At 65.2% G+C, this 17,779-nt stretch carries 20 protein-coding genes, 1 tRNA gene and 1 riboswitch; of the genes, 8 read left to right on the top strand and 13 right to left on the bottom strand.

The window, feature by feature from the left end:
- Window positions 1-183: 183 nt before the first annotated feature.
- Window positions 184-1,008, bottom strand: coding sequence for an SDR family oxidoreductase (locus NX862_RS05720; protein ID WP_264492920.1), 825 nt, complete (start codon window positions 1,006-1,008; stop codon window positions 184-186).
- 93 nt (window positions 1,009-1,101) lie between these two features.
- Here NX862_RS05720 and NX862_RS05715 point away from each other — a divergent pair, with 93 nt between their 5' ends.
- Both NX862_RS05715 and NX862_RS05710 read left to right on the top strand, forming a co-directional pair.
- A complete protein-coding gene (locus NX862_RS05715; protein WP_264492919.1) occupies window positions 1,102-2,562 on the top strand; it encodes an AMP nucleosidase in 1,461 nt (486 codons plus the stop codon).
- A 117-nt stretch (window positions 2,563-2,679) separates the two neighbouring features.
- A complete protein-coding gene (locus tag NX862_RS05710) occupies window positions 2,680-2,967 on the top strand; it encodes an HU family DNA-binding protein (protein WP_264492918.1) in 288 nt (95 codons plus the stop codon).
- Between the two features lie 302 nt (window positions 2,968-3,269).
- Here NX862_RS05710 and NX862_RS05705 read toward each other — a convergent pair whose 3' ends face one another.
- Window positions 3,270-3,881, bottom strand: coding sequence for a glutathione S-transferase family protein (locus NX862_RS05705; protein WP_264492917.1), 612 nt, complete (start codon window positions 3,879-3,881; stop codon window positions 3,270-3,272).
- A gap of 60 nt (window positions 3,882-3,941) precedes the next feature.
- Between NX862_RS05705 and NX862_RS05700 the strand changes: the two genes are divergently transcribed.
- On the top strand, window positions 3,942-4,628 hold the full coding sequence (locus NX862_RS05700) for a helix-turn-helix transcriptional regulator (RefSeq protein ID WP_264492916.1): 687 nt from the start codon (window positions 3,942-3,944) through the stop codon (window positions 4,626-4,628).
- Window positions 4,629-4,695: 67 nt separating this feature from the next.
- On the opposite strand, the gene aroC is transcribed toward NX862_RS05700, so the two are convergent.
- A complete protein-coding gene (gene aroC, locus NX862_RS05695; RefSeq protein ID WP_264492915.1) occupies window positions 4,696-5,796 on the bottom strand; it encodes a chorismate synthase in 1,101 nt (366 codons plus the stop codon).
- Between the two features lie 84 nt (window positions 5,797-5,880).
- Window positions 5,881-5,980: riboswitch (TPP riboswitch) on the top strand.
- Window positions 5,981-6,019: 39 nt separating this feature from the next.
- Between aroC and thiB the strand changes: the two genes are divergently transcribed.
- The 3 genes from thiB to NX862_RS05680 are packed head-to-tail and all read left to right on the top strand — an operon-like array spanning window position 6,020 to window position 9,142.
- Window positions 6,020-6,985, top strand: a complete 966-nt coding sequence (gene thiB / locus NX862_RS05690) for a thiamine ABC transporter substrate binding subunit (protein WP_264492914.1) — start codon at window positions 6,020-6,022, stop codon at window positions 6,983-6,985.
- Window positions 6,961-8,454 carry an ABC transporter permease subunit gene (locus NX862_RS05685; RefSeq protein WP_264492913.1) on the top strand — a complete coding sequence of 498 codons (1,494 nt, stop codon included), beginning with the start codon at window positions 6,961-6,963 and terminating at the stop codon, window positions 8,452-8,454. Before thiB ends, NX862_RS05685 begins: the two co-directional genes overlap by 25 nt.
- On the top strand, window positions 8,441-9,142 hold the full coding sequence (locus NX862_RS05680) for a thiamine ABC transporter ATP-binding protein (protein WP_264492912.1): 702 nt from the start codon (window positions 8,441-8,443) through the stop codon (window positions 9,140-9,142). Before NX862_RS05685 ends, NX862_RS05680 begins: the two co-directional genes overlap by 14 nt.
- 114 nt (window positions 9,143-9,256) lie before the next feature.
- Here the strand turns inward: NX862_RS05680 and NX862_RS05675 are convergent, their stop codons facing one another.
- From NX862_RS05675 to NX862_RS05645, 7 genes are all read right to left on the bottom strand, one after another.
- The gene (locus NX862_RS05675; protein ID WP_264492911.1) at window positions 9,257-10,045 is read right to left on the bottom strand and encodes a cytochrome c1; all 789 of its coding nucleotides are present in this window, start codon (window positions 10,043-10,045) and stop codon (window positions 9,257-9,259) included.
- Between the two features lie 14 nt (window positions 10,046-10,059).
- A complete protein-coding gene (locus NX862_RS05670) occupies window positions 10,060-11,385 on the bottom strand; it encodes a cytochrome b (protein ID WP_264492910.1) in 1,326 nt (441 codons plus the stop codon).
- A 10-nt stretch (window positions 11,386-11,395) separates the two neighbouring features.
- Window positions 11,396-11,959 carry a ubiquinol-cytochrome c reductase iron-sulfur subunit gene (gene petA / locus NX862_RS05665; protein WP_264492909.1) on the bottom strand — a complete coding sequence of 188 codons (564 nt, stop codon included), beginning with the start codon at window positions 11,957-11,959 and terminating at the stop codon, window positions 11,396-11,398.
- Window positions 11,960-12,148: 189 nt separating this feature from the next.
- A complete protein-coding gene (locus tag NX862_RS05660) occupies window positions 12,149-12,730 on the bottom strand; it encodes a glutathione S-transferase family protein (protein ID WP_264492908.1) in 582 nt (193 codons plus the stop codon).
- Window positions 12,731-12,740: 10 nt separating this feature from the next.
- Window positions 12,741-13,346, bottom strand: coding sequence for a LysE family translocator (locus NX862_RS05655; protein WP_264492907.1), 606 nt, complete (start codon window positions 13,344-13,346; stop codon window positions 12,741-12,743).
- A gap of 172 nt (window positions 13,347-13,518) precedes the next feature.
- Window positions 13,519-13,644, bottom strand: a complete 126-nt coding sequence (gene ykgO / locus NX862_RS05650; protein ID WP_100196728.1) for a type B 50S ribosomal protein L36 — start codon at window positions 13,642-13,644, stop codon at window positions 13,519-13,521.
- Between the two features lie 73 nt (window positions 13,645-13,717).
- A tRNA-Val gene (locus tag NX862_RS05645) sits at window positions 13,718-13,792 on the bottom strand.
- 133 nt (window positions 13,793-13,925) lie between these two features.
- On the opposite strand from NX862_RS05645, the gene NX862_RS05640 reads away from it, so the two are divergent.
- Both NX862_RS05640 and NX862_RS05635 read left to right on the top strand, forming a co-directional pair.
- On the top strand, window positions 13,926-14,810 hold the full coding sequence (locus NX862_RS05640) for an N-formylglutamate amidohydrolase (RefSeq protein WP_264492906.1): 885 nt from the start codon (window positions 13,926-13,928) through the stop codon (window positions 14,808-14,810).
- A gap of 158 nt (window positions 14,811-14,968) precedes the next feature.
- The gene (locus NX862_RS05635) at window positions 14,969-15,382 is read left to right on the top strand and encodes a hypothetical protein (RefSeq protein ID WP_264492905.1); all 414 of its coding nucleotides are present in this window, start codon (window positions 14,969-14,971) and stop codon (window positions 15,380-15,382) included.
- Between the two features lie 28 nt (window positions 15,383-15,410).
- On the opposite strand, the gene NX862_RS05630 is transcribed toward NX862_RS05635, so the two are convergent.
- From NX862_RS05630 to serB, 3 genes are all read right to left on the bottom strand, one after another.
- Complete coding sequence (locus tag NX862_RS05630) at window positions 15,411-16,172, bottom strand: TSUP family transporter (protein ID WP_264492904.1); 762 nt, start codon at window positions 16,170-16,172, stop codon at window positions 15,411-15,413.
- Entirely contained in the window at window positions 16,165-16,632 is a 468-nt protein-coding gene (locus tag NX862_RS05625) for a GNAT family N-acetyltransferase (protein ID WP_413694538.1), read from the bottom strand. The genes NX862_RS05630 and NX862_RS05625 overlap by 8 nt, the downstream gene beginning before the upstream one ends.
- 117 nt (window positions 16,633-16,749) lie before the next feature.
- A complete protein-coding gene (gene serB / locus NX862_RS05620; protein WP_264492902.1) occupies window positions 16,750-17,625 on the bottom strand; it encodes a phosphoserine phosphatase SerB in 876 nt (291 codons plus the stop codon).
- Between the last annotated feature and the right edge of the window lie 154 nt (window positions 17,626-17,779).

Genomic DNA, 17,779 nt, shown 5'->3' with positions numbered 1-17,779 from the left:
ACATCACGTTTGCACGTCAGAGGGGCCCGGTCCGCATCTGGCAAATAGTCATGGACGGCGGGCGTTCAACCCCTTGTGATCGAAAATTGTGATGGATTTTCCATTGCGGGGGCCGCAGTGCGATCTTGTCGCCGGGCCGCCGCCGCAAGACAGGCGCATTGTTTCCGCCGCGTAGCCCGGGGTTCAGCCCTCGGCCCGCAGGATGGCGGCCAGCCCCTCGCGGTAGCTGGGATACAAGAGCCGGACGCCCAGGTCACTCTTGATCTTGTCGTTCCGCACCCGCTTGTTTTCGGCGTAAAAGCTGCGGGCCATATCCGTCATCTCGGCCTGGTCATAGGGGACCATGGGCGGCGGGGGCAGGCCCAGCATCTCGGCTGCGGCACCGAGGATCGTCTCGGGGCTGGCGGGATCGTCGTCGCAGACATTGTAGATGCCGGGGCGGGGGCGCGTCATCGCGGCCTGCAGGACATTGGCGATGTCATCGACATGGATGCGGGAAAAGACCTGGCCGGGCTTGATGATCCGCCGGGCCGTGCCGTCGCGGACTTTTTCAAACGGGCCACGACCGGGGCCATAGATGCCCGCCAGGCGGAAGATATGCAGAGGGATGCCCAATGCCGCCCAGGCCTGTTCCGCCTTCAGCCGGGCCGCACCGCGCGGCGTCGAAGGGTCGGGCGGGGTCGTCTCATCGACCCAGGCGCCGTCGTGATGGCCATAGACCGCGGTGGTCGACAGATACCCCACCCAGTCCAGCCCCGCCGCCGCAATCTGATCGCCATGCGCCGCCAGCACCGGATCGGCCGCCCCGGGCGCGACCGAGGTCAGCAGATGCGTCGCCTGATCCAGCGGCAAGGGCTCGCCGGGCCACAGCCGGGCCTCGACGCCCTTGGCCTTCAGCTCGGACACGCCCTCGGGCGTGCGGGTGGTGCCGATGATGCGCCAGCCGTCCAGCCGGCGCGCCAGGGCCTGTGCCGAATAGCCATGCCCGATGGAGAGAAGCGTTTTCATAGGCCCTTTTCGCCCGCCCCGTTCCGTCCTGCAAGGGGCGCCTGTCATCATCCTTTCACTTGCCTTGATCGGACGTCGCGGATTAAATGGATCATGCAAGACGATATCCATTCCCCCGACGCCCTTCCCCGCCATTCCTTCACCGATGCAGGCCTGGCCGTCGCCCGGCTGGAGGCGCTTTACGCCCAGGCCACCGGCTTTCTGTCGGATGCCTTTGCCGCAGCCCTGACCGAGGGCAAGCCCGCCCACCGCATCCGCGCCTATTACCCGGAAATCCGGCTGACGGTGATCAGCCATGACAAGATCGACAGCCGCCTGTCCTTTGGTCATGTCAGCCATCCCGGCATCTATTCCACGACGGTGACAAAGCCGGACCTGTTCCGCAATTACTTGACGCAGCAGCTGGAGCTGTTGATCAAGAACCACGGCGTATCGGTCGAAATCGGTGTGTCGGACACGCCGATGCCGCTGCATTTCGCCATGGCGGGCCAGACGGTGCCGCATCAGGGTGTGCTGGATTTCTCGCTGCGCGATGTCTTTGACGTGCCGGACCTGTCAACCACGAACGACGACATCGTCAACGGGACGCGGACGCATAACCCGGATGGGTCGCTGCCGCTGGCGCCCTTTTCCGCGCAGCGCGTGGATTACTCGTTGGCGCGGCTGTCGCATTACACCGCGACCGATGCCAGCCATTTCCAGAACTATGTGCTGTTCACCAACTATCAGTTCTATGTCGAGGAATTCGAGGCCTTTGCCCGCGCCTGCCTGGCCGATCCGGCCTTGGGCTATACCGGCTTTGTGGCGGGTGGAAACTCTGAGATCACCACTGCGGATGGCGTGCTGGCGCCAAGCACCAAGACGCCGCAGATGCCGACCTATCACCTGAAACGGGCCGATGGGAACGGGATCACCCTGGTCAACATCGGCGTGGGCCCGTCCAATGCCAAGACCGCGACCGACCATATCGCGGTGCTGCGGCCCCATGCCTGGCTGATGGTCGGCCATTGCGCGGGCCTGCGCAACAGCCAGAACCTTGGGGATTTCTGCCTGGCCCATGCCTATCTGCGCGAAGATCACGTGCTGGACGACGACCTGCCGATCTGGGTGCCGATCCCCGCCCTGGCGGAAATCCAGATCGCGCTGCAGGACGCCGTGGCCGAAGTCACCCAGCTGGAGGGCTATGAGCTGAAGCGCATCATGCGGACCGGCACCGTGGCCACGATCGACAACCGCAACTGGGAGCTGCGCGACCAATCCGGCCCGGTGCGGCGCCTGTCGCAGTCGCGGGCCATCGCGCTGGACATGGAATCGGCCACGATTGCCGCCAATGGCTTTCGCTTTCGGGTGCCCTATGGGACGCTGCTTTGCGTCAGTGACAAACCGCTTCATGGCGAGCTAAAGCTTCCCGGCATGGCCAGTGACTTCTATAAAACCCAGGTCAGCCGCCATCTGCAAATCGGCATCCGCGCCATGGAAAGCCTGCGCAAACGGCCTCTGGGCGAGATTCACAGCCGCAAACTGCGCAGTTTCGAGGAAACCGCCTTTCTCTGATGGCCGTTTTTGGCTTGGCCGGGTCAAACCCTCTTGCCATGGGGCGCAAAAACCTGTTCACGGAGCGGCAGGCCGTTTCAGGCATCCCAATCCGATAAAGATCCTCTGAGGGACATGATGACCAAACCGATGACCAAGACCCAACTCGTGGCCGCTCTGGCCGATGCCATGGGCGCTGACAAGAAGACCGCCACCGCGGCGCTGGACGCCATTTCCGAAGTCGTGGCGCGCGAAGTCGCCGCCGGCGGCGCCGTGACGCTGCCGGGCCTGGGCAAGGTCGTCTGCCGCGAGCGTCCCGCCCGCGAAGTCCGCAACCCCGCCACCGGCGAGATGGTCAAGAAGGACGCCGACAAGCAGGTGAAGTTCACCATCGCCAAGGCTCTGAAGGATTCGGTCAACGCCTGATCTCGGGCTTGATCGCAGCAAGGGGCCGCTCCGAAAGGGGCGGCCCTTTTGCTTTGCGGGTGAATGCCTCCGGCGGGAGTATTTGGGCCAGTATGAAAGCCAGAGCGCGAGGGGCCGCAAGAGAGTATTTGGGTCAGTATGAAAGACCGGGGTGCTTTCATACTGACCCAAATACTCCTTTTTCGCGCGCCAAGCCCGCCGCCCGCTTTCACACTGACCCAAATATCCCGGAGGGGTTAGGGGAGGTTTGACACTTGTTTCGCCACGGGTTCACGAAACACGTGTCCTGGCCTCCCCGGGGGTCAGGCCAGGACCGACATTTCGGCATCCTGCGCCTTGGCTTGGGCCAGGGCGGGGCGGCTTGCACAGCGGGCGACCCAATCGCGGAAAGCGGGCTCGTCCGGGACGAACTGCGGGAAGAACGTATAGGCCGAGCTGCAGATCAGGTCGGCGGCCGTGTAGGTGTCCCCACACAGCCAGGCGCCGCGGGTCAGGGCCTGGCGGATGCGGTCATTGGCCGCGTCGATGCCGCGGAAATTGCGGTCCAGGCCGGGGTGGTGGATGCCCATGGCGGCGGCCATCATCACCGGCTCCATCACGCCCTGATACCAGAAGAGCCAGGTCAGAAAGGCGCCGCGCGCGGGCGTGCCGGGGGCGGGGGCCAGGCCGCTGTCAGGGAAAAGCGCGGTCAGATACAGCATGATCGCCCCGCTTTCGGTGATCACGGTGCCATCATGGATCAGGGCCGGCACCTTGCCCTCCGGATGGGGATTGGCCGGGTCCGGGGCACCCGAGCCGTCGCGGTAGATGATGCCCACCGGTTGCAGCCGGATGCGGTCCGCGATCCCCATTTCGTGGATCAGGTGCAGCACACGGGTCGAGCGCGAGTTCGGGGCATGGATCAGGGTCAGCATTTCGGTCTCCTTGTGACGATGAGGCTTTATCGCAGGGCGCTCCTGTCATATCCTGTCAGGATGGCTCGCGCTGATCGCCTTTTGCGTCTTTTGTCCACCATACGCCGCCTGCCGCAACCGGTGACGGCGGAGCGTCTGGCTGCCGAGACCGAAGTGTCGGAGCGGACATTGTATCGCGATATCGGGGCCTTGCGGGCCGGGGGCGCCCTGATCGACGGGGCCCCGGGGCTGGGCTATACCCTGACCGAAGACCCCGCCCTGCCGCCGCAGATGTTCACGCGGCTGGAGATCGAGGCTCTGGTCCTGGGCCTGGCAGAGGTGCAATTGGCCGGTGATCCGGCCTTGGTGCTGGCCGCCCAGGCCGCGCAGGCCAAGATCATCGCCACCCTGCCCGAGCGTGTGCAGCGTCAGGCCCTGCATGTCGCCAGCCAGATTTACCGCTTTGAACGCCGCCCCGCGGTGCCCGATTGCCTGCCGCTTTTGCGTGAGGCGATCTGGGAAGAGCGCGCCGTTGCCGTCGCCTATACCGACCGTGGGGGCCAAGCCAGCCAGCGCGTGCTTTGGCCGCTGTCGGTGGTTTTCATGGACCGGACGCTGATGCTTTTGGCCTTTTGCACCCTGCGTCAGGACTTCCGCCGCTTTCGACTAGAGGCGCTGGCGGGCGTCACCCTGACCCGCGACAGCTTTCGCCCGCGCCGCGTGGCGCTGTTGCGCGATTTCGTGGCGCAGTTGAAGGCCGGGCGCTAATGTCCCGGCGACGCTGTGGAAACAGAAGCCCGGTTGCCGGAAAAAGTGCTTTGGCGTGGCCTGGGGTTCAACCGATCCGCCCGCGCAAGCCGCCGGTCTGGGCGCGGTCCAACAGCAGGTGATCGGCCAGAACCAGCGCCATCATCGCCTCGCCCACCGGGACGGCGCGGATGCCCACACAGGGGTCATGGCGACCCTTGGTCACAAGGTCGATCTCGGCCCCCGTCTGGTCGATCGTGCGCCGGGGCGTCAGGATAGAGGAGGTCGGTTTCACCGCAAAGCGACACACCACCGGCTGGCCCGAAGATATCCCGCCCAGGATGCCGCCCGCGTGGTTGGACAGGAACTCTGGCCCATTCGGCCCCATCCGGATCTCGTCGGCGTTGTCCACTCCGGTCAGCCCAGCCGCGGCCATGCCATCCCCGATCTCGACCGCCTTCACCGCGTTGATCGACATCATCGCGCTGGCAAGGTCGCTGTCCAGCTTGCCATACAGGGGCGCGCCAAGGCCCGCAGGCACGCCCTCGGCCACGACCTCGATCACCGCGCCGACCGAGTTATGCGACAGGCGCAGCCCGTCCAGATACTCGGCCCATTCCAAGGCGGCCACGGGATCGGGGCACCAGAAGGGGTTGTCGCCCACGGTCGCAAGGTCGACCCGCGTCCGGTCGATGCCCTTCGTGCCCATCTGCACCATGTAACCGGTGATCTTCAGCCCCGGCACCAGGGCTGCCAGCACCGCCCGCGCCACGCCGCCTGCCGCCACCCGCGAGGCCGTCTCACGCGCGGAACTCCGCCCGCCGCCGCGATAATCCCGCACCCCGTATTTCTGGTGATAGGTGATATCGGCATGACCCGGCCGAAAGGCCTGGGCGATGGCCGAGTAATCCTTGGACCGCTGATCCGTATTCTCGATCATCAGCGAAATCGACGTCCCCGTCGTCACGCCATCAAACACGCCCGACAGGATGCGCACCGCGTCATCCTCTTGCCGCTGGGTCGTGAATTTGGACGTCCCCGGTTTCCTTTTGTCCAACCAGGGCTGCAAATCGGCCTCGGACAGCGCGATCCCGGGCGGGACGCCATCGACCACCGCGCCAATCGCCGGCCCATGGCTTTCGCCCCAGGTGGTGAACTTGAAGACATGACCAAAGGTATTCAGCGACATATCGGGCCTCCTGTGCCCGCCTTAGCCGATTATCGGGCAGGGGTGAAGGGACCCCTTGCGCGCGTCCGCCTTTCGCCTATGTTCAGCCTCACCTCGGGGTGGCCTTTGGCCTGAGATGCAGCGATGCGGACCCGTTGAACCTGAACCGGATCATACCGGCGGAGGGAAGGTAAGGGCGCTATGGTGCCCCTCCATTCCCGCCCGCTGCACGAATGGAGAAAAGATGAAGTTCCTTCCTGCACTGGCGTTGCTTGCCACCCCTGCAATGGCTGACATGCCGACGCTGAACGTCCTGACCTATGACAGCTTTACCGCCGAATGGGGCCCCGGCCCGGCCATCGCCAAGGGGTTCGAGGCCACTTGTGCGTGCAAGGTCAACTACATCGCGGCGGGCGACGGAGGGGCGATCCTGTCGCGACTGAAGATGGAGGGCGCGGGCTCCGAGGCCGATGTGGCCCTGGGTCTGGACACCTCTCTGATGGAGGCCGCCCGTGCGACCGGGCTTTTCGCGCCGGTGGCGGCCCAGCCCAACACCCTGCCAGTGCCCTTCGCGGACGCCGAATTTCAGCCCTTTGACTGGGGCTGGTTCGCCTTTGTCCATCTGAAATCGCTGGAAAATCCGCCTGCGAACTTCAAGGCGCTGGCGGCGAGTGACCTAAAGATCGTCATTCAGGACCCGCGCTCCTCCACCCCGGGCCTCGGCTTGGTCATGTGGGTCAAGGCGGCCTATGGCGATCAGGCGGGGCAGGTCTGGGCGGATCTGGCTGACAATATCGTCACCGTCACCCCGGGTTGGGACGAGGCTTATGGCCTGTTCCTGAAGGGCGAGGCGGATATGGTGCTGTCTTACACGACCTCTCCGGCCTATCACCTGATTGCCGAAAGCGACGACACCAAGACCGCGGCGGCCTTTGACGAGGGGCATTACATGCAGGTCGAGGTGGCGGGCAAGCTGAAGGCGGCCAAGCAACCGGCGCTGGCCGATGCTTTCCTGGCCTATCTGGCCGGACCCGAGGCGCAGGGCGTCATTCCCACGACAAACTGGATGTATCCGGCCCAAGAGGCCGCCTTGCCCAAGGGTTATGAGACGCTGATCAAGCCCGCCAAGTCGCTGCTTTTGTCCTCCACCGAAGCCGAAGCTTTGCGGCAAGCGGCGATCGAAGAATGGCAAGCGGCGCTCGCGCAGTAACCGCCGCGGTTGCCGTGCTGGTGGCGGCCCCTCTGGCCGTGCTGGCGCTGCAATCGGGGCTTGCGCTCAGGGCGGCAGACCTTGCCGCCCTGAGGTTCACCGTGTTCCAAGCCCTGCTGTCGGCGGCGATCTCTTGCGTCTTGGCGGTGCCTTTGGCCCGGGCCTTGGCGCGGCGGCAGTTTCCGGGGCGGGGGGCGCTCTTGACGCTTCTGGGCGCGCCGTTCCTTTTGCCGAGCATCGTGGCGGTGCTGGGTATCGTGTCGGTCTTTGGCCGGTCGGGCTGGGTGTCGCAAGTGACGGGCGCGCCCTTTCCGCTGTATGGTCTGACCGGCGTCCTGATGGCCCATGTGTTTTTCAACCTGCCCTTGGCGACGCGGTTCCTGCTGCAAGGCTGGCAGTCGATCCCGGCAGAGCGTCAGCGTCTGGCCGCGACCCTGAACCTGCCCCCTATGGCGCGGTTCGCCCATGTCGAGGCGCCGATGCTGCGCGCCCATCTGCCGGGCGCTTTCGTGGCGATCTTCCTGGTTTGCCTGACCTCTTTCGTCGTGGCCCTGACCCTTGGGGGCGGGCCGCGGGCGACAACGGTCGAGCTTGCGATCTATCAGGCGTTGCGTTTCGACTTTGACCCGGGCCATGCGGCGGCTTTGGCTGCGGTCCAGGCGGGGCTGGCCGCGCTGGCTGTGACGCTGGCCGCCCGCATCGCCCTGCCCGACCTTGGCGCGGGTCTGGACCGCCCCCCCGTGCCGCAAAGCCGCGGGCGTCTGCTGGATGCTGCGGTGATCCTTGCGGCCACGCTTTATCTGACCCTGCCGCTGCTCGCCGTATTGGCCGAGGGCCTGCCCGCCCTGTCCGCCCTGCCTGCGCAGGTCTGGCCGGCGGCGCTGCGGTCGGTCGTCACGGCGCTGGCCGCCGCGGCTCTGGCTGTGGCTGCGGCGTTGGTCCTGGCGCTGGCCGCCGCGCGGGGGTCTCGGCTGGCCGAGTTGGTCGCCACCCTGCCCATGGTCGCTTCGGGTCTGGTGCTGGGCACCGGTTGGTTCCTGCTGTTGCGGCCCTTTGTGCGGCCTGAAAGCCTGGCCCTGCCCGCCACCGTGCTGACCAATGCCCTGATGGCGCTGCCTTTTCTGCTGCGCCTTTTGTTGCCCCAGGCCCGGCGGCTGCACCAAGACTATGACCGGCTGGCCCAGGCCACGGGGCTGACGGGCCTGACCCGGCTGCGCTATTTGACCCTGCCGCGGTTGGCGCGCCCCCTTGGCCTTGGCGCCGGGATTGCCGCCGCTTTGTCGATGGGCGACCTTGGCACCATCGCGCTGTTTGCCGATCAGGATCAGGCGACCTTGCCGCTGGTCGTGCAACGCCTTGCGGGCGCTTACCGGATGGAGGCGGCCTCGGGCGCGGCGCTGCTGCTGGTCGCGCTGTCGTTCACGCTTTTTGCAGCCTTCGACCTTGGGGGACGCCATGCCGGCAAATGACGGGCTAAGACTGGACCTGACGCTGACCCAGGGCGCCTTTCACCTGCGCGCCGATCTGACCATCCCGCGCGGCGCTTTGGTCGCGGTTCTGGGCGGGTCGGGTGAGGGGAAATCTTCGCTTTTGCTGGCCCTGGCGGGGTTCTTGCCGATCACGGGGCGCATCCTGTGGCAGGGCACCCCGATTGACGCGCTGGAGCCCGGAGCCCGCCCCGTGGCGATGCTGTTTCAGGATCAGAACCTGTTTCCCCACCTGACGCTGATGCAGAACCTTGGCCTCGCGCTGTCGCCCAAGCTGCGGCTGACCGAGGACCAAAGGGCGCGGGTCCGCGACGTGCTGGACCGCCTGGGCCTTGCGGGGCTGCAGGGGCGGCGGCCCGCTGAACTGTCGGGCGGTCAACAGGGGCGGGCGGCTTTGGGGCGGGTCTTGTTGCAGGGCCGGCCTGTTCTGGCGCTGGATGAACCCTTTGCCGCTTTGGGCCCCGCGCTGAAAGCCGACCTGCTGGAGCTGGTGCGCGACCTTGCCGCCGAGGCGGGGACGACGGTCCTGATGGTCACGCATGACCCCGAGGACGCGCGCCGTTTTGCCAGCCATGTCGTGCTGGTTCATGACGGGCTGGTCGATGCGCCGGTTCCGACCGAGGCGATCTTTGCCGATCCGCCCCCGGCGCTGCGGGCCTATCTGGGTTAGGGCAGAAGCTGCGGGTCAAGCCCGGAGCGGCTTCGCGCGGACGGAACGGGTCCGCAAAAGCAAAGAGGCCCCGGGCGTGACCCGGGGCCTCTTGTTTTACGTAAGGCGCGGCGTTCAGGCCAGCTTCTTGCCCTTGACGCGCGACCAGAGCCGCTTGTTCGTCAGGTAAAGCAGAACCGACAACAGGCCCAGGATCAGAACGGCCTTCATGCCCGATTCCTTGCGCACCATCATCCGCGGCTCGGAGGCCCACATCAGGAAGGCCGCCACGTCTTCGGACATCTGGTGCAGGCTGGCTTCGGTGCCGTCGGCATAGGTCACGGCATCAGCCGCCAAAGCCTCGTTCGGCATGGACATCCAGCCGCCCGGGAAGGCCTTGTTTTCGTAAAGCACCGTGCCGGCCTGTTCCTTGGTCTCACCGGTGAAACCGGTCAGCATGGAATAGATATACTCCGGCCCGCCGATCCCGTTCACCAGTTGGTTGACCACAAGGCCATGCGGCCCGGAAAAGCCCTTGCGGGCCTTGGCCATGACCGACAGGTCGGGCGCGCCCGCACCGGTATTGGCGGGGAAACGGTCGGCCGGGGTGGCTTCGCGGTCCTCGCCTGTGATTGCGTCGACGACGGTAAAGCCCTTGGCATAGGCCTTGACCGCATCTTCGGTCAGGTTGACGCCGCCCGGCTCTGACAAAGAGCCAAAGCGCAGGAACTTCATCCCGTGGCAGGCAGAGCAGACCTCGGTATAGACCTGAAGGCCGCGCTGCAGCTGGTGTTCGTCGAACTTGCCGAAGGGGCCTTCGAACGAAAACGCGATGTCTTCGATATGGCCGGCTTCATTGGCCTGGACCGGGCCAAGGCCCAGGACCAGGGCGGAAAGGGTGCCGATGGCGATTTTGCGGAACATCATCTTCCCTTTCATCACTCGGCAGGACCAGAGATCGGATCTGCGTAGTGGGACTTGAAGTCTTCCTCGATCGTGGCCGGCGCCAGCGTCGGCTTTTCCAGCACGCCCAACAGCGGCAGGATCACGAGGAAATAGGCGAACCAATAGGTCGAGGCGATCAGACCGACCCAAGAGGTGAAGGGCGTGGGCAGCTGGCTGCCGACCCAGGCCAGGACGACGAAGTCCAGGCACAGCACCGCGAACCAGGCCTTGAACATCGGGCGATAGCGGCCCGACCGCACCGAGGACGTGTCCAGCCAGGGCGCAAGGCCCATGACCAGGATGGCGGCGCCCATGGCGAGAACGCCAAACAGACGCGCATCGACGATGCCGAAGGTCAGGAACTGCACCAATTGCACGGCCCAGACCGTGTTATCAAAGCTGCGCAGGATCGCGTAGAACGGCAGCAGATACCATTCCGGCACGATATGCGACGGAGTCTTCATCGCGTCGGCCTGAATGTAGTTGTCCGGCTCTCCAAGGAAGTTGGGCATGAAGCCCACGATGGCGAAGAACACAGTCAGGATCACGGCCAGCGCGAACAGGTCCTTGATCACGAAATAGGGCCAGAAGGGCAGCGTGTCTTTCTCGGCCTCTTCTTTGGACCCGCGGCGCACTTCGACCCCGGTGGGGTTGTTGTTGCCGGTGGTGTGGAAGGCCCAGATGTGCAGGCCGACCAGGCCCGCGATCACGAAGGGCAGCAGATAATGCAGCGAGAAGAACCGGTTCAGCGTCGCATTGCCGACCGCGAACCCGCCCAAAAGCCATTCTTGCAGCGCGCCACCCACACCCGGGATGGCCGAGAACAGGCCGGTGATCACGGTCGCGCCCCAGAAGGACATCTGACCCCAGGGCAGGACGTAGCCCATGAAGGCGGTCGCAACCATCAGGAAATAGATCACCATGCCGATGACCCAAGTCACCTCACGCGGGGATTTGTAGCTGCCGTAATACAGGCCGCGGAAGATGTGCATATAGACGGCAAAGAAGAACAGCGAGGCGCCATTGGCATGCAGATAGCGCAGCATCACGCCGCCATTCACGTCGCGCATGATATGTTCGACCGAGGCGAACGCCAGGTCGACATGGGGCGTGTAATGCATGGCCAGCACGATGCCGGTCACGATTTGCAGGCCCAGACAGAAGGTCAGGACGATGCCCCAGATCCACATCCAGTTCAGGTTCTTGGGCGTCGGGATGGTCAGCGTGCTGTGCAACAGGCCAACGATCGGCAGACGAGCGTAAAGCCACTTTTCGAAACCGGACTTCGGTTCGTAGTGGTCGTGCGGAATACCAGCCATTGTTCCCCCCTCAGCCCAGCTTGATCGTGGTTTCGTTCACAAAGGACGCCACCGGAACCGCAAGGTTGCGCGGCGCCGGTCCTTTGCGGATGCGGCCGGCCTGGTCGTAGTGCGACCCGTGGCAGGGGCAGAACCACCCGCCGAAATCGCCCGCACCATCGCCCAGCGGCACGCAGCCCAGATGAGTGCAAACGCCCATCATCACCAGCCACTTGCCCTCGGGGTCCAGCGTCCGGTTCTCGTCGGTGGCCTGGGCCTCGGCGGTCAGGTTGTCATTCTCGGCCTTGGTGTCCACCAGATCGGTCAGCGCCACGGCACGGGCGCCCTCGATCTCGGCGGCATTGCGATAGCGGATGAAGACCGGCTTGCCGCGCCACAGGACCGTCAATTGCGACCCTTCGGTGACGGCCGAAACATCGACCTCGACCGAGGCCAGGGCCTGGACATCGGCCGTGGGGTTCATCTGGTTCACCAGCGGCCAAACCGCGGCACCAGCGGCCACAGCACCAGCCCCGGCGGTGGCGTAATACAGGAAGTCCCTGCGGCTCCCTGCGTGATCGTCTGTCTGCGACACCGATGTTCTCCCTTCCGTGGCCTGACGGCCTTATGCCAAGAGAGGCCGCGTCAAACGCAGCCTTGCGCGCCGGGTTTTAGACAAGGATTGATCCAAGGTCCAGCGGACAAAGGGTCATACCCCGGCAATCATGAAGATTTAGCTAGGGTGTGGCCTTGCGATGTCCAGCCGCGTCCCCATCTTTGGGGGTCAGGTCGGAACCGTCGCCCTCATTGCGGGCCGGGCGGCGAATCCTTCGGCCCAGGCGGCCAGCTGCGGACGTGTTGCGCGCCAGGCGCGGGCGTCGTGGCGGAAGTCCAGATACCCCAGCGCGCAGCCGATCGCGATCTGTCCCATGGTCAGCGGACCTTGCGGCGGCGCGGCCTCCAGCGCATCCAGGGCCCGGGCGATCTTGGCCCATTGCCCCTCGACCCAGGGGGCGAAACGCAGGCTTTCGGGGCGCAGACGGCCTTCATAGACCATCAGCAAAGCGGCCTCCAGGATGCCATCGGCCAGGGCCTCTTGCCGCAGGATGCCCCAGGTGTCCGGCGCATAAAGCCCGGCCCCCGCCTTGTGGTCCAGATAGCGGCAGATGACGCGGCTGTCGAAAAAGACCTCGTCGCCATCGACCAGCGCCGGCACCTTGCCCAAGGGGTTCAGTGCGACGGGCATCGACCCATGATCCAGCGGCGTCCCGGCGGCGGGGATGCGGTCAACCGTCAACCCCGTCTCAAGGATCAGGACCGAGACCTTGCGCACAAAGGGCGAGGTGGGCGAGTAATACAGCTGCATCATCATCGCCTTACGTCGCAGAGGCCGTGGCCAGTTTCAGCCCCAGCCCGGCAAAGGCCGCCGCAAAGGCGCGGCGCAGCCAGTCCATCGCACGGGCGCTTTCCAGCAGGCGCTGACGCCCGGCCGAGGCCAGCGCGGCGTAAAACAGGAAGGTCACAAAGGTGATCGCAGAGAAACCGGCGCCCAGACCCGCCAGATCGGCCAGACCCGAACCCGGGGGCAGGAATTGCGGCAGGAAGGCCACAAAGAACAGCGGCAGCTTGGGGTTCAGGATGTTCAGCAAGATGCCGCGCCAGACCAGCCGCGCCGCGCTTTCCGGTTGCGCCGGGCGCACCGAAAGCCCGCCCCGGTCCCGCAGCACCGCCCAGGCCATCCAGCCAAGGTAGATCACCCCGGCAAACTTCACCACCTGAAAGGCGACCGCGCTGGCATGAAGCACGGCGGCCAGCCCGGCCATGGCCACCCCCATATGCAGCATCGTGGCAATCGTGCAGCCGACCGAGGCCCAGAACCCCGCCCGCATCCCGCCGCCCAAAGTGGCCGACAGCGTATAGACCACACCAATGCCCGGTGCGAGGCAGACGATGAAAGCGGTCAGGATATAGTCGGCCGACATGGCGCCTCCGGATCAGGGTGTCCTGACCCTAGCCAGTGGCCCGCCGCTTGTCGCGCCCAAACATCCCGCGGGCTTACGAAAGCGCCAAATCAAAAGACCGCCACGGTTTCCCGGGCGGCCTTTGAAATCTGCTGCTGAACGCAGGCCCCTAGGGACCTTTGCCCCGAAGCACTTAGCCCTGACGGGCCTTGTAGCGCTTCTGCGTCTTGTTGATCACATAGACGCGGCCTTTGCGGCGCACGATCTGGCAATCGCGGTGACGCGTCTTCAGCGAACGCAGCGAGTTTGCAACCTTCATGGTCGACTCCCCTTTTGTCGCGGCGCGTCGTCGCGCCAGTTGAAACCTTGCCATCAGATGATGACGGTGAAAATGGTGGGCGGTACTGGGATCGAACCAGTGGCCACTACGATGTCAACGTAGTGCTCTACCGCTGAGCTAACCGCCCACTCTTCCACTGTTCAGCGCCGTTTCGTTTCCGATCCAACCGCTGAACTGCGAATGTGGGGTGCCTATAAAGAGAGTCGCGGGGGTGTTCAAGGGCTTTCGAAGCACCAGATTTACCGTTTATGCTGAAACCCATGGAATCTCCGCGCGAACAGGTTATCGAAACCCCCGCCTTCCGGCTGATCAGGCCGGCCGAGGTCACGACCAGCGTGGTCTTTTCCTCGCCCCATTCGGGCCGCGATTACCCTCAGGAATTCTTGGCCGCCAGCGTGCTTTCGCCCCTGCAGTTGCGGTCTTCCGAAGATGCCTATGTCGACCGGCTTTTCGCCCGTGCGCCCTTGATGGGGGCGCCTTTGTTCCTGGCCCGGGCGCCGCGCGCTTTTATCGACCTGAACCGCGGGGCGGATGAGCTGGACCCCGCCGTGATCGAGGGCGTGGCACGTCCGGCGCATAATCCGCGAATCTCTTCTGGCCTGGGGGTGATTCCCCGAGTCGTCGCCGGGGGCCGTGCGATCTATTCCGGCAAGATGCCCCTGCCCCAGGCGCGTGAGCGGCTTTTGCAGCACTGGCACCCCTGGCATGAGGGCCTGCGCGCGCTTTTGGCCGAGACCCAGCGCAACTTTGGCGAGGCGATTCTGCTGGATTGCCACTCGATGCCGCATGAGGCCATCGAATCACATGCGCGCCCGGGTCAGAACCTGCCCGAAGTCGTGCTGGGCGACCGGTTCGGCGCGGCGGCGGACCGCGAGCTGGTCGACCGGATCGAGGCGATCTTTCAGGCCGAGGGCTTTCGCACCGCCCGCAACTCGCCCTTTGCCGGGGCCTATATCGCCCAAACCTATGGCCATCCGGTCAGCCGCAAACATGTCGTGCAAATCGAAATCGACCGCTCGCTTTACCTGGACGAACGCCGGGTCGAGCCGCTGCCGGTGTTTTCCGCCTTTTGCCTGCGCATGGCCCGCGTGACCGAAAAGCTGGCCGGTCTGGGTCGCGCAAAACTGAGCCTTGCGGCGGAATGACTGTCCTTTCGGGTAGGGCAAAGCGCCAAACCTGTCCTGTTGCGTTCGAAACCATACGGCGGAACGCTGGACCCGGACGGGGGCTTGCGGAACATGGGCAAGCAACAAGGTTGCCCTAGATCAAGGAGAAACCTTGCGATGCGTGCCACGCTTTGACCATGGACCATCATTTCCGCATCCAGCCCGATCGCAGGCTTGCCACCTTCCATTTCCACGGAAAGCTGACGGTGAGCGAGGGCGCCGACCTGTTTCTGGCCTATGTGCGCGAGCCGGGCTTCGATCCCCTTCATGCGATGATCTGTGACGCGCGGGGGGTGACGCAGATCGAGGCCTCTTTCCTGTCGATCTTCACCCGGGTGGCGCGGCTGGCCCCGCAGCTTGCGGCCTTTCGCGAACCCGTGGTGTCGGCGGTGCTGGTGAACAGCGACACGGTCTTTGGCTATGTGCGGATGCTGGAACAGATCTTGGACATGACGACGGTCATCAAGATGCGCCCGGTCTGGACCGAGGCCGAGGCTCTGGCCCTGGCCGGGCAGTCCGGCCAGCGCTTTGACGAGGTCTTTGCCGCCTGACCCCTGTGCCGCCTCACCCCTGTGCCGCCTAACCCCAGGCCTGCCACAAGAGCCGCAGCGCCATCCCGATCGAGGTTGCGACCAACAGCGGCTTGATCAGCCGCGCGCCGATCCGCAGCGCCAGCCGACTGCCCAGCGTGGCCCCGCCGATTTGTGCCGCAGCCATCCCCAGCCCCACCGCCCAGAACATGTGGCCCTGCACCGCAAAAACCGCAAAGGACCCGATGTTGGAGGCGAAGTTCAGCATCTTGGTTTCCGCCGTGGCCTTCAAAACGCCCGAGCCCGCCAGAAGGACAAAGGCCATCATGAAGAAAGACCCGGTGCCGGGGCCGAAAAACCCGTCATAGCCGGCGATGACCGGAACAACCGTGGCGGTGAACAGTGGCGCGCTCAGGCGCCGGGCGCGGGGTTGGTCGGTCAATCCCGGCTTCAGCGCAAAGAACAGCGCGATGGCGATCAGGATGGGCGGCATGATCAGCCGCAGGACCTCGGCCGGCAGATGCGAGGCCATGAGCGAGCCCAGAGCCCCCGCCACCAGACTGACCGCCGCCATCGGCAGTTGCGCCCGCGGGCTGACCTGGCCTGCATGGACATAGTTGGCAAAGGCCGTGCCCGCGCCCGCCATGCCCTGCAGCTTGTTGGTGGCCAGCGCATTGACCGGCGGCAGGCCCGCCAACAAAAGCGCGGGGACCGAGAGCAGCCCACCCCCGCCCGCGATGGAGTCGATAAAGCCCGCAAGGAAGGCGACCGCGATCAGGATCAGCGCAAGATGGGTGGCGATTTCAAACAAGGGACAGCTTTCGGTGGATGCGGCCGACGACGGTCCCGTCCTTCAGCGCGAAATCGGGGTCATGGGCGAAATCGACGAAGCCCATCTTGGCGTAAAAGGCCAGGCCCGGGACATTGTCAGCCCGGATCGAGGCGATGATCTCGGGGATACCTGCCGCCCGGGCGCGCTGCAGGGTCAGGGCGAACATCTGCGCGCCGACGCCCCGGGCCTGGATGCCCGGCCGCACGAAGGACCCGATGTGAAACCCGCCCTGCCAGACGTCGATGCTTTGCCAGCCGATCACCTGCCCGTCTTGCGCCAGAACCGAGGTCCGCACCTCCGGCCCGTCGATATAGCCCTTCCGGACCTGGTCGGGGCTCTTGGGCTCTTGATGGGCCGTGGTGCCGCCAATCGCGATGATGGCGTTAAGAAGGTCAGCCATCTCGGCAGCGTCGGCGGGTCTGGTGTCGCGGATCAACATGGCCCCTTCATCCCAAGAGCAGCGCGGAATGTCGAGGGGGCGGTGTCGCGGTTGACGGCGCTGCCCATCGCGCGCTTTGGTGCCGCTGCGTAGCCCGCGGTATACCCCGGGACTGGGTCACGCGACGAAGTCTTCCCGGCTGTAGCCCTGCAGATACAAAAGCGCCGTCAGATCGCCGTGGTTCACCCGCACCTCGCATTGCGCCGCCACCGAGGGTTTGGCATGCAACGCCACCCCCATGCCCGCGCGGTTCAGCATGGCCAGGTCATTGGCGCCGTCGCCCACCGCGAGGGCCTGTTCCGGCGTGACGCCCAGCCGCGCGGTGATTTCGTTCAGCGCGTCCAGCTTGGCCTGTTTGCCCAGGATCGGGTCGGCCACCTGGCCGGACAGAGTGTCCCCCTCCGTCAGCAGCGTATTCGCGCGGTTTTCGTCAAAGCCCAGCACCGCCGCAATCCGCGCGGTAAAGGCCGTGAACCCGCCCGACACCAGCGCGGCATAGGCCCCGTTCGCCTTCATCGTCGCCAGCAAAACCGGCCCCCCGGGCATCAGCGTGATCCGGTCGCGCAAGACGCTGTCGATCACCGCAACCGGCAGACCGCGCAAAAGCCCCACGCGTTCCCGCAAGGCGGCCTCGAAATCCAGCTCTCCGTTCATCGCCCGCGCCGTGATGCCGGCCACATGCGCCCCCACCCCCGCCTCATCTGCCAATTCGTCGATGCACTCTTGCTGGATCATCGTCGAATCCATATCCGCGATCAGCAGCCGCTTTTTCCGCCCCAGGGTCTTTTGCACCGCCAGGTCGATCCCCATCGACTGGAACGAGGCCCAAACCTCCCACAAGTTCGCAGGCGGAATATCCACCGTGAATTCCGCCGCCACCCCGGGATCAAGCCACAACGCCTGCCCCCCGCCCCAGGCATTGCGCAGGGATTCGACCGCGACTCGGTCCAGGATCGGGCGGTCGGGATGGGTTAGAAGCGAGACGGTGAACATGGGCAAATGGGCCTTACAGGTTTCCGATAGTGGAAAAGCGCGTCGCTTTTCGCAGATGATGCGCCGCAATAGCGCGATTTTCCGTCTTGCGCCAGAGCGTGCGGGTCTTTACCCAAGGCGGTGGGACACCCCTCCCCACCGGGGGGCTTTTAGC

It is taken from the genome of Stagnihabitans lacustris (assembly GCF_025950525.1).
Classification (GTDB): Bacteria; Pseudomonadota; Alphaproteobacteria; order Rhodobacterales; family Rhodobacteraceae; genus Stagnihabitans.
The sequence above is the reverse complement of the archived record's forward strand: the minus strand, read 5'-3'. Positions and strand labels throughout refer to the sequence as shown.

Bases quoted from the DNA above. Each gene is read 5' to 3' on its own strand.
- NX862_RS05720 (WP_264492920.1), bottom strand. From the start codon at position 1,008: ATGAAAACGCTTCTCTCCATCGGGCATGGCTATTCGGCACAGGCCCTG.
- NX862_RS05715 (WP_264492919.1), top strand. From the start codon at position 1,102: ATGCAAGACGATATCCATTCCCCCGACGCCCTTCCCCGCCATTCCTTC.
- NX862_RS05710 (WP_264492918.1), top strand. From the start codon at position 2,680: ATGACCAAACCGATGACCAAGACCCAACTCGTGGCCGCTCTGGCCGAT.
- NX862_RS05705 (WP_264492917.1), bottom strand. From the start codon at position 3,881: ATGCTGACCCTGATCCATGCCCCGAACTCGCGCTCGACCCGTGTGCTG.
- NX862_RS05700 (WP_264492916.1), top strand. From the start codon at position 3,942: ATGGCTCGCGCTGATCGCCTTTTGCGTCTTTTGTCCACCATACGCCGC.
- aroC (WP_264492915.1), bottom strand. From the start codon at position 5,796: ATGTCGCTGAATACCTTTGGTCATGTCTTCAAGTTCACCACCTGGGGC.
- thiB (WP_264492914.1), top strand. From the start codon at position 6,020: ATGAAGTTCCTTCCTGCACTGGCGTTGCTTGCCACCCCTGCAATGGCT.
- NX862_RS05685 (WP_264492913.1), top strand. From the start codon at position 6,961: ATGGCAAGCGGCGCTCGCGCAGTAACCGCCGCGGTTGCCGTGCTGGTG.
- NX862_RS05680 (WP_264492912.1), top strand. From the start codon at position 8,441: ATGCCGGCAAATGACGGGCTAAGACTGGACCTGACGCTGACCCAGGGC.
- NX862_RS05675 (WP_264492911.1), bottom strand. From the start codon at position 10,045: ATGTTCCGCAAAATCGCCATCGGCACCCTTTCCGCCCTGGTCCTGGGC.
- NX862_RS05670 (WP_264492910.1), bottom strand. From the start codon at position 11,385: ATGGCTGGTATTCCGCACGACCACTACGAACCGAAGTCCGGTTTCGAA.
- NX862_RS05660 (WP_264492908.1), bottom strand. From the start codon at position 12,730: ATGCAGCTGTATTACTCGCCCACCTCGCCCTTTGTGCGCAAGGTCTCG.
- NX862_RS05655 (WP_264492907.1), bottom strand. From the start codon at position 13,346: ATGTCGGCCGACTATATCCTGACCGCTTTCATCGTCTGCCTCGCACCG.
- ykgO (WP_100196728.1), bottom strand. From the start codon at position 13,644: ATGAAGGTTGCAAACTCGCTGCGTTCGCTGAAGACGCGTCACCGCGAT.
- NX862_RS05640 (WP_264492906.1), top strand. From the start codon at position 13,926: ATGGAATCTCCGCGCGAACAGGTTATCGAAACCCCCGCCTTCCGGCTG.
- NX862_RS05635 (WP_264492905.1), top strand. From the start codon at position 14,969: ATGGACCATCATTTCCGCATCCAGCCCGATCGCAGGCTTGCCACCTTC.
- NX862_RS05625 (WP_413694538.1), bottom strand. From the start codon at position 16,632: ATGTTGATCCGCGACACCAGACCCGCCGACGCTGCCGAGATGGCTGAC.
- serB (WP_264492902.1), bottom strand. From the start codon at position 17,625: ATGTTCACCGTCTCGCTTCTAACCCATCCCGACCGCCCGATCCTGGAC.